Below are 13,183 nucleotides of genomic sequence, written 5' to 3'. Positions count from 1 at the left end.
CGGGGCGCTCGGGCGCCGCGTGGCACAGCACCGGGATCACCCGGCGTCCTCCGCCGTCGCGTTGGGGGCGGCGGCGCTGGGGACGGCCGCGCTGGGGACGGCGGCGGTGCCCGCGGTCGTCCCCAGGGCGTCGCGCCGACCGGCCACGGCGCCGTCCTCCCCGCGCGGCCACAGCACCGCCGCCGTCACGCCGGCCGCCGCGGCCACCCCGGCCAGCGTGACCGCCGTGCCGGACAGCCCCAGCGCGCCGGACGCGCCGAGCCACCCCGCCAGCGGGTAGGTGATCAGCCAGCACGCGTGCGACAGCGAGAACTGCGCCGCGAACACCGCCGCCAGGTCCGGATGCGGCACGCTGCGCCGCACGATCCGTCCCACCGGCGTCTCCACCGCCGACCACCCCAGGCCCACGACCACCCACAGCGCCCCGAGCGCGAGCAGCCCCGCGGTGCAGGTCACCCGCAGCGCCAGCGGCACCAGCGCGGTCGCCACCACCAGCAGCACGGCGCCGCCGAGCATCAGCCGCCGCTCCGGCGCCCGGCGCAGCAGCCGGGGGAGCAGCAGCGCCGCCGTCATCGACCCCGCACCGTTCGCGGCGAGCAGCAGCGCCACCGTGCCGTCGCCCCGGTCGAAGGCGTCCCGCACGATCACCACCGTCTGCACCAGCACGAACGCCCCGGCGGCGGCCACCGTGAGGTTGAGCGCGAGCACCGGTCGCAGCGACCGGGTGCGGACCATCAGCAGCACCCCGTGCCGGGCGCGCTCCCCGAACGCGGTGGTCGGGGCCTCCCCGTCGTCCCCACGCGGGGGCAGCACCGTGGTGAGGACCAGCGCCGCCGACCCGGCGAAGCCGATCGCGGTCCCCAGGAACAGCGCCGACGAGGGGATCACCAGCAGCAGCGCGGCGGCGAGCACGGGCGAGAGCACCGCCTCCAGGTCGTAGGCGAGCCGGGACAGCGAGAGAGCGGCGGTGTAGTCGTCCTCGTCGGGCAGCGCGTCCGGGATCACCGACTGGAAGGTCGGCGTGAACGTGGCCGACGCCGCCTGGAGCACGAAGACCAGCACGTACACCTGCCACACCTCGCCGGCGAACGGCAGGCCGAGCGCGACGACCAGGCGCAGCACGTCGGCGCCGACCATCACCGCCCGGCGGGGCAGCCGGGCCACCGCGGCGGCGGCCAGCGGCGCGACCACCACGTAGGCGACCATCTTCACGGCGAGCGCGGTGCCGAGCACCCCGCCCGCGTCGGGGCCGGCCAGGTCGTATGCGAGCAGGCCGAGGGCGACGGTGGCGAGGCCGGTGCCCGCGAGAGCGACGACCTGCGCGAGGAACAACCGGCGGTACACGGGGTGGGCGAGAGCACGGAGCACCCGACGAGCATGCTGCACACCTGCGTGCCTACGCAAGTATGCGGATCTACCCGCGCGCAAGCCCGCGCCCGGCCCCCGCGCCCGCGTGGCGCGCGACTGCTTGCGTCGTCCGAAGGGCGCGATGGCATGCCGGCCCCCGCGCCCGCGTGGCACGCCGAGCGGGAAGCTCCCCGTCGCCTCGACCGGACATCGACCGCCGGGAGCTCCCTTCTCGGTGCGCGGAGGCCGCACGGGCCGGGTCTGGATAGGCCGAAGGTCGGGGCCCGCCCGTCCGATCGACCCGGCGCGACACGCCGAACGGATGCGACACGCCGGGACTTGTAGGACCTAGGTCACCCCCTCTCGGGTGACCTCGCGAGTTGTCCACCTGTGGACGACGGTGGGGGTCACGACCGCTGACCTGGGGACGACCTGTGGACGACGGTGCACGTCGCAGGCCTGACCGGCGCGTCCCCAGCGCTCGGGGTGTGTGTCGGTGGTCGGTCGTAGCCTGTGGACGAATTGCGACATCGACAGTCGTCCACAGGGTGTGGAAACAACAGGGGTGTAACACCAGGGGTTGTGGTCGGTGGCGATGTCGGACCCCAGGTGTAGTGTTCTGACTCGTTGCTCGGCGGAGCTTCCCAGGCCCTCGGAAGGGGGCCCGCGGAACCCGCAGGAACGTCGGACGGGCAGCCGATCAGCGACACAGCCACAGCAGTGCGGGGCGGGCGTCAGTGCACGTACCAGCGAGCAGAGACCGGGGAGACACGATGACCATCACCGTCTACAGCAAGCCGTCGTGCGTCCAGTGCACCGCCACCTACCGGGCGCTGGACAAGGCCGGCCTGCAGTACGAGGTCGTGGACATCACCGAGGACGCCGACGCGCGTGACTACGTGATGTCGCTCGGCCACCTCCAGGCCCCCGTCGTCGTGGCGGACGGCCAGCACTGGTCGGGCTACCGCCCGGACCAGATCAAGGCGATCGTCGACCGCGCCGCGGTCACCGTCGCCTGACACCTGCGACCCCCGCCCCTGACCGGGGTCGGCACGCAGGCACCACGCACGCACACGATCCACCGGGGCGAGGGGGGATCGAGCGATGAGCTCACTGGTCTACTTCTCCAGCGTCTCGGAGAACACCCGTCGCTTCGTCGAGAAGCTCGGGATCGAGGCCTCCCGGATCCCGCTCCGCCCCTCGGAGCCGTTCCTCCACGTGCAGGACCCCTACGTCTTGGTGGTCCCCACGTACGGAGGCGGCAACGAGGGCGGCGCGGTGCCCCGGCAGGTCGTCAAGTTCCTCAACGACGAGGGCAACCGTTCCCTGGTCCGCGGCGTGATCGCGGCGGGGAACACCAACTTCGGCAGCGCGTACTGCATCGCCGGTGACATCGTCGCCGCGAAGTGCAAGGTCCCGTACCTGTACGCCTTCGAGCTCATGGGAACGACCGAGGACGTGGAACGCGTCCGAGAGGGATGGGGACGATTTTGGCAGCGACACTCACCGACGCCGGCCTGACGGACGCGACCGAGGTCGTCACCATCACGCCGGAGATGGACTACCACTCGCTCAACGCGATGCTGAACCTCTACGGCGCGAACGGCGAGATCCAGTTCGACAAGGACCGGGAGGCGGCACGGCAGTACTTCCTGCAGCACGTCAACCAGAACACGGTCTTCTTCCACGACCTGGACGAGAAGCTCGACTACCTGGTCGAGAACCACTACTACGAGCCCGAGGTGCTGGCGCAGTACGACCGCGCGTTCATCAAGCGGCTCTACCAGCACGCCTACTCGAAGAAGTTCCGCTTCCAGACCTTCCTCGGCGCGTTCAAGTACTACACCTCGTACACGCTGAAGACCTTCGACGGGAAGCGCTACCTCGAGCGCTTCGAGGACCGCGTCGCGATGGTCTCCCTGGCGCTGGCCGCCGGCGACGAGGACTTCGCGCTGGCGCTGGTGGACGAGATCATCTCCGGCCGCTTCCAGCCGGCGACCCCGACGTTCCTCAACCTCGGCAAGGCGCAGCGCGGCGAGCCCGTGTCCTGCTTCCTGCTGCGCATCGAGGACAACATGGAGTCGATCGCGCGCGGCATCAACTCCGCCCTCCAGCTGTCCAAGCGCGGCGGCGGCGTGGCCCTGCTGCTCTCGAACATCCGCGAGCACGGCGCGCCGATCAAGCACATCGAGAACCAGTCCTCCGGGGTCATCCCCGTGATGAAGCTGCTCGAGGACTCCTTCTCCTACGCCAACCAGCTCGGTGCCCGTCAGGGCGCGGGTGCGGTCTACCTGCACGCGCACCACCCGGACATCATGCGGTTCCTCGACACCAAGCGGGAGAACGCGGACGAGAAGATCCGCATCAAGACCCTCTCGCTCGGCGTCGTGATCCCGGACATCACCTTCGAGCTCGCCAAGAACAACGAGGAGATGTACCTGTTCTCCCCGTACGACGTCGAGCGCGTCTACGGCGTGCCCTTCGCCGACATCAACGTGTCGGAGAAGTACCGCGAGATGGTCGACAACGGCGAGATCCGCAAGAAGAAGATCAACGCCCGCGACTTCTTCCAGACGCTCGCCGAGCTGCAGTTCGAGTCCGGCTACCCGTACATCCTGTTCGAGGACACGGCCAACAAGGCCAACCCGATCAAGGGCAAGATCACGCACTCGAACCTCTGCTCGGAGATCCTCCAGGTGTCGACCCCGTCGACCTTCAACGAGGACCTCTCCTACGCCGAGGTCGGTCGCGACATCTCGTGCAACCTCGGCTCGATGAACATCGCGCTGGCGATGGACTCGCCGGACTTCGGCCAGTCGGTCGAGACCGCGATCCGCGCGCTGACCGCCGTCTCCGACCAGACCGACATCGAGTCCGTCCCGTCGGTGAAGAAGGCCAACCGTGGCGGTCACGCGATCGGCCTCGGGCAGATGAACCTGCACGGGTACCTGGCGCGCGAGCGGATCTTCTACGGGTCCGAGGAGGGCCTGGACTTCACCAACATCTACTTCTACACGGTGGCGTTCCACGCGATCCGTGCGTCGAACCTGCTGGCGAAGGAGCGCGGCCAGGCGTTCCTCGGCTTCGAGGACTCCACCTACGCGTCGGGCGCGTACTTCGAGAAGTACGTCTCGCAGGTGTGGGAGCCGAAGACCGCCCGCGTCGCCGCGCTGTTCGCCGAGGCCGGCGTGCACATCCCGACGCAGGAGGACTGGAAGGCGCTGGCCGAGTCGGTGCGCGAGCACGGGCTCTACAACCAGAACCTCCAGGCCGTCCCGCCGACGGGCTCGATCTCGTACATCAACAACTCGACGTCCTCGATCCACCCGATCGTGTCGAAGATCGAGATCCGCAAGGAGGGCAAGCTCGGTCGCGTGTACTACCCGGCGCCCTTCATGACGAACGACAACCTGGAGTACTACCAGGACGCGTACGAGATCGGCTACGAGAAGATCGTCGACACCTACGCCGAGGCCACGCAGCACGTGGACCAGGGCCTGTCGCTGACGCTGTTCTTCAAGGACACCGCCACCACGCGCGACATCAACAAGGCCCAGATCTACGCCTGGCGCAAGGGCATCAAGACGCTCTACTACATCCGCCTGCGGCAGATGGCGCTCGAGGGCACCGAGGTCGAGGGCTGCGTGTCCTGCATGCTCTGACCCGGGCAGGATGGGACCAGACGCACGGCAGGGCACGGTAGGGCTCGACGACGAATGAGGAAGCAGAGATGGCGGAGAAGCTGAAGCTGATCGACCGCGTCCAGGCGATCAACTGGAACAGGCTCGAGGACGAGAAGGACCTCGAGGTCTGGGACCGGCTCACGGGCAACTTCTGGCTGCCGGAGAAGGTGCCGCTGTCCAACGACATCCAGTCGTGGGCGACGCTCACCGAGACCGAGAAGCAGATGACCACCCGGGTGTTCACCGGCCTCACGCTGCTCGACACCATCCAGGGCACCGTCGGTGCCGTGAGCCTGATCCCGGACTCGATCACCGCGCACGAGGAGGCGGTGTACACCAACATCGCCTTCATGGAGTCGGTGCACGCCCGCTCCTACTCGTCGATCTTCTCGACGCTGATCTCCAGCCGGGAGATCGACGAGGCGTTCCGCTGGTCGGAGGAGAACCCCAACCTCCAGCGCAAGGCCGAGATCGTCCTCAACTACTACCGGGGCGACGACCCGCTCAAGCGCAAGGTCGCCTCGACCATGCTCGAGTCGTTCCTGTTCTACTCGGGCTTCTACGCGCCGATGTACTGGTCCTCGCGGGCGAAGCTCACGAACACGGCCGACCTGATCCGCCTCATCATCCGCGACGAGGCCGTGCACGGGTACTACATCGGCTACAAGTTCCAGAAGGGGCTGGAGAAGCTCACCGAGGCCGAGCGTCAGGACCTCAAGGACTACACCTTCGAGCTGCTCTTCGAGCTGTACGACAACGAGGTGGAGTACACCCAGGACCTCTACGACCCCCTGGGCCTGACCGAGGACGTCAAGAAGTTCCTGCGCTACAACGCCAACAAGGCCCTGATGAACCTGGGCTACGAGGCGCTGTTCCCCAAGGACGAGACCGACGTGAACGCCGCGATCCTCGCCGCGCTCTCGCCGAACGCCGACGAGAACCACGACTTCTTCTCCGGGTCGGGCTCCTCGTACGTCATCGGCAAGGCCGTCAACACCGAGGACGAGGACTGGGACTTCTGATCCCGACCTGATCCACGCTCCACGACGCCCCGTCCGGCACCCGCCGGGCGGGGCGTCGTCGTGCCCGGGCCGATGATCAGGACGCGTCCACCCGAATGATTGACACCCGATCGGGTGGCTCGCTACGGTGCGTGAATCGATTCAACGTCGAACCGAGCACACCGAGAGGCACCGATGCCGCGCTACTGCTTCGTCTCGCAGGTCGACCCTGCGCACCTCGGCCGCTACCGCGAGCGGCACGCCGCCGTGTGGCCGGAGATGCTCGCCGCGCTGCGTGACGCCGGCTGGCGGGAGTACTCGCTGTTCCTGTCCGAGACCGGGCTGCTGGTCGGGGTGTTCGAGGCCGACGACAAGGACCTCGCGCAGGCGCGGATGGCCGCGACCGCGGTGAACGCCCGCTGGCAGGCCGAGATGGCCGCCCTGTTCGCCGGCGACGGCGCCCCGGACGAGGGCTTCGCCTACCTCCCCGAGATCTTCCGTCTGGAGCACCAGCTCCTCGCCGCCGGCCTGCCCGCGCGCCGCGCCTGATCCCCCCGCCTGTCAGCCACGCCACCCACCACCCGAGAGGGACGCCGATGTCCGAACCCACCCGCACCGGCCTGCACGGCTACCGCGCCACCGTCGCGGTCGCCATGTCCAACTACATCGAGGCCGGATCGATCATCGCCCTGGCGACCAGCCTGTCCCTCTGGCAGGACCGGTTCGGGCTGAGCAACCTGGCGATCGGCCTGGCGGCGGCGCTGAGCGCGAACGCCTTCGGGGCGGCGGTCGGCGCCATGATCGGCGGACCGCTCGGCGACCGCTACGGGCGCAAGTTCATCTACACCTACGACCTGGTGCTCTACATGGTCGGCACCGCGTTCGTGGTGGTCGCCGGGCAGACCTGGATGCTGTTCACCGGGATCGTGCTCACCGGCATCGCCGTCGGCGCGGGCGTGCCGGTGGCATGGACCTACATCGCCGAGGAGGCCCCCGACGACCAGCGCGCCCGGCATGTCGGCACCGGCCAGCTCGCCTGGTCGCTCGGCCCGTTCATCGGCTTCGCGCTGTCCACGGCGCTGGTGCCGCTGGGCCTGCTGGGCAGCCGGATCGTGTTCGCGCACCTGTTCGTGATCGCCTTCATCACCTGGTGGGTGCGCCGTGGGCTGGGGGAGTCGGACGTGTGGAAGGAGTCGAACGCCAAGCAGCGCCAGCTCGGGAGCCGGCGGCGCGGGTTCCGCGAGCTGCTCTCGCTCCGGCAGAACGTGCGGGCGCTGCTGTTCCTGGTCGGCGTCTACACGCTGTGGAACCTGGTCGCCGGGCAGGCGGGCATCTTCATGCCGCGCGTCTACGAGACCGCGGGCGTCGAGAGCGCCGTCGGGCAGAACCTGTTGCAGGTGCTGGTGTGGGGTCTGACCGCCGCCGCGACGTTCTGGGGCTTCATGCGGTACGGCGACCGGGTGTCCCGGCGGGTGCTGTACGGGATCGGTGCGGCCCTCGGCGTCGCGGCCTGGATGATCCTCGCGTTCGTGCCGCACGTGACGATGCCGCTGCTGATCGCCTTCGCGGTGCTCTGGGGCGTGAGCGCCGGCATCGGGGCGCAGGCGTTCTACGCGCTGTGGACCGCCGAGCTGTTCGCCACCGCCTACCGGGCCTCCGCGCAGGGTCTGCTGTTCTTCACCGCCCGGATCGCGGTCGGCCTGCTCAGCTACCTGTTCCCGACGCTGCTGGCCGATCGGGGCGTGCCGTTCGTCGGCGTGATCATGATCGTCTGCCTGGCCGGGTCGCTGCTGGTGGGTGTGATCTGGGCGCCGGACACCGCCGGCCGCAGCCTCAAGGAGATCGAGGTCGAGCGCTACGGCGCCGATCTGGACGAGGTGGCCGAACCGGAGCCACTGCCGGTCGGTCGCTGACGGCGACGCGCCGAGGGCGAAAGCTCGTCCGACCGCTGACCTGCGGGGACGTGAGTGAGCCAGGCCTTCCTTTCTATACAGCCCCGTCGAGGCGGTCCTACCGTCGGACGAACAGCACGACCGACGCCCCTCGATCGACCCCGCAGGAGGACCCCATGAGCACCCTCGCAGAGCTGCCCGCCGTCTCCGAGTGTTCGGTGGCCGGCTGCTCCTACAACCACGAGCACGCCTGCGGCGCGGCGGCGATCACCATCGGTGGCGTCAGCGGCGACGCCCAGTGCGCGACGTTCATCCCGCTCAGCGTCAAGGGCGGCCTGGACAAGGTCGTCTCGCACGTCGGCGCCTGCCAGCGCGCGGACTGCTCCCACAACGAGCACCTGACCTGCGGCGCCGAGACGGTCCGCATCGGTGCCGGTCACGACCTGGCGGACTGCCTCACCTACGCCAAGGCCTGAGGGTCCGCGTCGGCCGCAGAGCCCCCCACGCTGCCGCGGCCGCGCACCCGCTCCTCACGACGGCCCCCGTCCCCCTCGCCCGGGGGCGGGGGCCGTCGTCGCGTCGTCGACCCCTCAGGCGTCGACGCGCAGGTGGTCCAGCGCGGAGCCGGTCGTCGTCGGCACGAACTCCGTGACCGAGTACGTGACCACGCCGCCGATCATCAGCGGGTCCTCGGCGAGGATCGCGTCGATCGCCGACCGCTCGCCCTGCGCCAGCACGACCCCGCCGGTGCGCGGCTCCTTGCGCCCCGACGCCAGGAACGTGCCGGCGGCGTAGTGCTGCGCGAGCCAGTCGCGGTGCGCGGGCAGCAGGGCGTCGACCTGCGCAAGATCGGCGGTGTAGTGCAGGTCGAGGACGAAGAGGTGCGGCATGGCTCGACGGTAGCGGTGGGGTCAGGTCGCGCGGGCGCGCCGGAGGGGCGCGTCGTGCCGAGCATGTCGTGGGGCGGGTCGGGCGGCGCGCGCGAGCCCGCGCTCAGTCGGCGCGCTCGGTGGCGGCGGCGACCGCGGCGGCCACCGGCACCGGCCCCTCGGCGAGGGTCAGCGTGAGCCCCGCCGTGCCGGGCTCGTCGATCAGCGCGAGCAGCACCGTCGCCACGTCGTCGCGGGTGACCCGGCCGTGCGGGACGTCGGGGCCGAGCCGCACGTGGCCTGTGCCGGCGTCGTCGGTGAGCCCGCCGGGTCGCAGGATCGTCCAGTCCAGGTCGCGCGGTCGCAGGTCGTCCTCGGCGGCGGTCTTCGCGCGCAGGTAGTCGGCGAACACCGGGTCGGTGCCCGCCGGCGGCTCCGCACCCGCGCCGATCGACGACACCAGCAGGTAGCGCCGGACCCCCGCGCGCTCGGCGGCGTCGGCGAGCAGCACGGCGGCGCCGCGGTCGACGGTGTCCTTGCGGGCGCTGCCGCTGCCCGGGCCCGCGCCGGCCGCGAACACCACGGCGTCCGCGTCGGCCAGGTGCGCCGCGAGGTCGGCAGGATCGGCCGCCTCCAGGTCGAGCACCACCGCCTGCGCGCCGTCCGCCTCGACGTCGGCCACGTGGTCCGGGTTCCGCACCACCGCGACGGGCACGTCGCCCCGCGCGTGCAGCAGCCTGCTCAGACGTCGGGCGATCTGGCCGTGCCCACCGGCGATGACGATCCGCATCCACCCACCGTAAGCCGCCCCGCCCGCACCTGCCCCCCCGCGTGCCCCCGTGCCCGTGCCCGTCCGCACCGCACGCTCGCTACGCGCGCCTTCCCCTGCGCCACCCGTGCCGAACCATCGCCGAGTTGTCATCTCTTGTCGCTTCCCGGCGGCGCGAAGCGACAAGAGATGACAACTCGGCGGGCGTGGAGGGACACGCAGGGTGCGCGGACGAGGCAAGGTGCGCGGACGGGCGCAGACGCGCGCGAGTGCAGGAAAGGGCGCACGCACGCGGGCGCAGACGCGCGCGAGTGCAGGAAAGGGCGCACGCCCGCGGGCGCAGACGCGCGCGCGGGTCAGGCGGTCTGGGCGGTCGGGGGCTCGGTCGGGTCGGCAGCGGGCGCGGGCGCGCCGGCCTCGAGCGGGGCGAGGTGGGAAAGCCGGTCGCGGAGGTCGCGGACGTCGTCGGTGCCGGTGCCGGGCACCAGCGAGAGCGCCGTGTACGTCTCGGCGGTGGGCAGCAGGTCGCGGGCGAGGTCGCGCAGGGACTCGGCGACCTCGGCCAGCTCGGCGACCTGCCCGGTGGCGTCGTCCCCGTTCAGCCCGACGTACAGCACGAAGCCGGCGCGCCCGGGACCGCCGGGTGCGGGCCGCGCGGGTGCGGGCGGGAGGGCTGCGGTGAGACGGCGACGAGGTGCCACGGGAGGCTCCGATGCGTGGGGTGGCCTTGCACCACGGGGGTGGGGCCGAGGAGGACGACGGGGTCGGCGGGGGTGGGCGCGTGCGTTGGTGCACGGGGCGAGCGCGGGGCGCTCAGCGCGGACGGGCAGGAGCCGTCAGGACCAACAACGCCACAGATGCCGGGGATACGCGCGGTCGACGACGGGCGCCGGTACGGCGCTGCGCATTCGTCGACGGGTGATCACGGGTCGATGGTGACAGCCCGCGGCGGCGGGCTCCAAGAGTTTGCCCGCCCGGTCCCACGGGCTGAGACGCGCCGAGGTCGCCCCCGGCGTGCTGCCGCTCGGCTCAGACCACGCCGTAGAGGCGGTCGCCGGCGTCGCCGAGGCCCGGCACGATGTACGCCTTCTCGTTCAGGCGCTCGTCCACCGCGGCCACCACGATCGTGACGTCGCCACGGTCGCCGACGGCGTCCTCGACGACCTTGAGGCCCTCGGGGGCGGCGAGCAGGCACACGGCGGTGACGTCGCGCGCGCCGCGGGCGAACAGGTAGTCGATCGCCGCGACCAGGGTGCCGCCGGTGGCGAGCATCGGGTCGACCAGGAAGCACTGCCGACCGGTGAGGTCCTCGGGCAGGCGGTTGGCGTAGGTGATCGCCTCGAGGGTCTCCTCGTCGCGCTGCATGCCCAGGAACCCGACCTCGGCGGTCGGCATCAGGCGGGTCATGCCGTCGAGCATGCCGAGGCCGGCGCGCAGGATCGGCACCACCAGCGGCAGCGGCTCGGCGATCTTCACGCCGGTGGTCGGCGCGACCGGGGTCTGGATGTCGACCGGCTCGGTGCGCACGTCACGGGTCGCCTCGTAGGCGAGCAGGGTGACGAGCTCGTCGACCAGCTTGCGGAACGTCGGCGACGAGGTGTCCTTGTTGCGGAGGACCGTCAGCTTGTGGGCGACGAGCGGGTGGTCGGCGACGTGCAGGCGCATGGGCTCAACCTACCGTGCGCGCGGCCCTCGCTGGGCCGTCCGGGTGCTTCCACCCACCCCCGCCCGCGTGGTTGGGCCGTTCGTCCCAGGCCCCTGCCGCCGCCCGGAAGCACGATGTGCAGGTGCGGCGACGGCGCCGCGAGCCCCCCTGGCCGCGCCGTCGCCGCCTCCATGCCCACCCCTCGCCGGGTGCGTCGCACGGAGGCGGCCCGAGGGCCCCCGCTGATGACCCCGCGGCCACAGAAACAGCCTCTGACCTGCGAAATCATCCACACGAACCTCTCAGTTCGTCGTCGGACCGGTCGAACCTTCCTGAGTACCCCCTCTTGAGGAAGGCCTCACCGTGGATCGTCCCGCCTCCACCCCCCTGCGCAGCTCGCTCGCGACCAAGATGGTCGGCGCCGTCGCGATCGCCGTGGTCGCCGGCAGCGCCGCCGGCGTCGTCGGCGTGCAGGCGGTGTCCGCCTCCGGGGCGTCGCTGACCGAGCTGCGCGACACCCAGGTCCGTCTGGTGCAGGGTGCCGGCGAGCTCCAGTCCGGGATCAAGGGCGCGGTCATGTACAACACCGCGCTCACCCTCGGGCCGGAGGTCAACCCGACCGCCGCGCAGGACCGGGACGCCGAGATCGCCGCCGCCGACGCGGCGCTGGCCGAGATCCAGGGGCTCGACCTGTCCGACGCGCAGCAGCCGGTCGTCGACGAGGTCGCGACCCAGTGGGACGTGGTCCGGGAGATCGTGCAGAGCGACCTGTCCACCACGCCGGTGAGCGAGATCGCCGCGATCACCGACCGGTACAAGGAGGCGAACGTCGCGCTGACCGCGGCTCTGGACTCCCTGCTGACCGACTCCTACGCCACGATCGACGCGGACATCGCCGACGCGTCGACCACCGCGACCCGCACCACCGTCGTGATCGTCGTGCTGCTCGCCCTCGGCGCGGTGGTGTCGCTCGGCCTGGGCCTCACGCTGGGGCGGAGGGTCCGGCGCCGGCTCGCGGCGGTCGGCGAGGTCGTGGACGCCATCGCGGCGCGCGACCTGACCCGGTCCGCCGCGCTGCGCGGGTCCGACGAGCTGGTCCGGCTCGGGGCCTCCCTCGACGTCGCGCAGCAGGCGGTGCGCGAGACGCTGTCCGGCGTGGTCGGATCCTCGGACTCGGTGACCTCGTCGGTGCAGCTGCTCGCCGGGGCGTCGGCGCAGGTCGGCTCGTCCTCGGAGGAGAGCAGCAGCCAGGCGGGCGTCGCGGCGGCCGCTGCCGAGCAGGTCTCGCGCAACGTGCAGGCGGTCGCGGCGGGCGCCGAGCAGATGGGTGCGAGCATCCGGGAGATCGCGCAGAACGCCAACGAGGCCGCCAAGGTCGCCGCGCAGGCCACCGAGGTCGCCGGGTCCGCCAACGACACCGTCGCGCAGCTCGGCACCAGCAGCACCGAGATCGGCAACGTGATCAAGGTGATCACCACGATCGCCGAGCAGACCAACCTGCTGGCCCTCAACGCGACGATCGAGGCGGCGCGGGCCGGGGACGCCGGCAAGGGGTTCGCCGTGGTCGCGGGCGAGGTCAAGGAGCTGGCGCAGGAGACCGCCAAGGCCACCGAGGACATCGCCCGGCGCGTCGAGGCGATCCAGCAGGACAGCGAGCAGGCGGTGTCCGCGATCGGGGAGATCGCCCACATCATCGCCAGCATCAACGACTACCAGATGGCCATCGCCTCGGCCGTCGAGGAGCAGACCGCGACCACCACCGAGATGAGCCGGGGTGTGTCCGAGGCCGCCGCCGGGTCGGGGGAGATCGCCGCGCACCTCGCCTCGCTCGCCGCGACCACGGTGGCCGCCAGCGAGGTCGCCGGTCAGGTGGACGTGCAGGTGCACGACCTGTCGGCGGTCTCCACCGATCTGCGGACCCGGGTGCGCGCCTTCACGTTCTGATCGAACCGGCGCAGGTGCGGGAGGATGGCGGGG

Annotated in this window: 13 protein-coding genes; 8 read left to right on the top strand and 5 right to left on the bottom strand. The window is 71.3% G+C overall.

All coding sequences use genetic code 11. The features are described from left to right. Positions 1–36: 36 nt before the first annotated feature. Positions 37–1,368, bottom strand: coding sequence for an MFS transporter (locus tag ACZ5HG_RS18135; RefSeq protein ID WP_464178944.1), 1,332 nt, complete (start codon positions 1,366–1,368; stop codon positions 37–39). A gap of 752 nt (positions 1,369–2,120) precedes the next feature. Between ACZ5HG_RS18135 and nrdH the strand changes: the two genes are divergently transcribed. The 7 genes from nrdH (at position 2,121) to ACZ5HG_RS18100 (ending at position 8,399) form a co-directional block, all read left to right on the top strand. After that, positions 2,121–2,366 carry a glutaredoxin-like protein NrdH gene (gene nrdH, locus ACZ5HG_RS18130; protein ID WP_464178942.1) on the top strand — a complete coding sequence of 82 codons (246 nt, stop codon included), beginning with the start codon at positions 2,121–2,123 and terminating at the stop codon, positions 2,364–2,366. An 85-nt stretch (positions 2,367–2,451) separates the two neighbouring features. Further along, a complete protein-coding gene (gene nrdI / locus ACZ5HG_RS18125) occupies positions 2,452–2,868 on the top strand; it encodes a class Ib ribonucleoside-diphosphate reductase assembly flavoprotein NrdI (protein ID WP_464178939.1) in 417 nt (138 codons plus the stop codon). A gap of 35 nt (positions 2,869–2,903) precedes the next feature. Then, complete coding sequence (nrdE, locus tag ACZ5HG_RS18120; protein ID WP_464182211.1) at positions 2,904–5,009, top strand: class 1b ribonucleoside-diphosphate reductase subunit alpha; 2,106 nt, start codon at positions 2,904–2,906, stop codon at positions 5,007–5,009. A gap of 68 nt (positions 5,010–5,077) precedes the next feature. Beyond that, a complete protein-coding gene (nrdF, locus tag ACZ5HG_RS18115; protein WP_464178937.1) occupies positions 5,078–6,052 on the top strand; it encodes a class 1b ribonucleoside-diphosphate reductase subunit beta in 975 nt (324 codons plus the stop codon). A gap of 174 nt (positions 6,053–6,226) precedes the next feature. Further along, entirely contained in the window at positions 6,227–6,580 is a 354-nt protein-coding gene (locus tag ACZ5HG_RS18110) for an L-rhamnose mutarotase (RefSeq protein ID WP_464178935.1), read from the top strand. A 47-nt stretch (positions 6,581–6,627) separates the two neighbouring features. Beyond that, entirely contained in the window at positions 6,628–7,944 is a 1,317-nt protein-coding gene (locus ACZ5HG_RS18105; RefSeq protein WP_464178933.1) for an MFS transporter, read from the top strand. 155 nt (positions 7,945–8,099) lie between these two features. Beyond that, positions 8,100–8,399: a DUF1540 domain-containing protein gene (locus ACZ5HG_RS18100; RefSeq protein ID WP_464178931.1), complete on the top strand. Its 300-nt coding sequence runs from the start codon at positions 8,100–8,102 to the stop codon at positions 8,397–8,399. Between the two features lie 114 nt (positions 8,400–8,513). On the opposite strand, the gene ACZ5HG_RS18095 is transcribed toward ACZ5HG_RS18100, so the two are convergent. The 4 genes from ACZ5HG_RS18095 to upp form a co-directional block, all read right to left on the bottom strand. Next, entirely contained in the window at positions 8,514–8,813 is a 300-nt protein-coding gene (locus tag ACZ5HG_RS18095) for a YciI family protein (RefSeq protein WP_464178929.1), read from the bottom strand. Between the two features lie 103 nt (positions 8,814–8,916). Then, complete coding sequence (locus ACZ5HG_RS18090; RefSeq protein WP_464178927.1) at positions 8,917–9,582, bottom strand: SDR family oxidoreductase; 666 nt, start codon at positions 9,580–9,582, stop codon at positions 8,917–8,919. Between the two features lie 335 nt (positions 9,583–9,917). Continuing rightward, complete coding sequence (locus tag ACZ5HG_RS18085; RefSeq protein ID WP_464178925.1) at positions 9,918–10,262, bottom strand: hypothetical protein; 345 nt, start codon at positions 10,260–10,262, stop codon at positions 9,918–9,920. Positions 10,263–10,590: 328 nt separating this feature from the next. After that, on the bottom strand, positions 10,591–11,226 hold the full coding sequence (gene upp, locus ACZ5HG_RS18080) for a uracil phosphoribosyltransferase (protein ID WP_464178923.1): 636 nt from the start codon (positions 11,224–11,226) through the stop codon (positions 10,591–10,593). 343 nt (positions 11,227–11,569) lie between these two features. Here upp and ACZ5HG_RS18075 point away from each other — a divergent pair, with 343 nt between their 5' ends. Beyond that, entirely contained in the window at positions 11,570–13,150 is a 1,581-nt protein-coding gene (locus ACZ5HG_RS18075; RefSeq protein WP_464178921.1) for a methyl-accepting chemotaxis protein, read from the top strand. Positions 13,151–13,183 lie beyond the last annotated feature (33 nt).

The organism is Cellulomonas sp. GTC20042 (genome assembly GCF_055389595.1).
The sequence above is the reverse complement of the archived record's forward strand: the minus strand, read 5'-3'. Positions and strand labels throughout refer to the sequence as shown.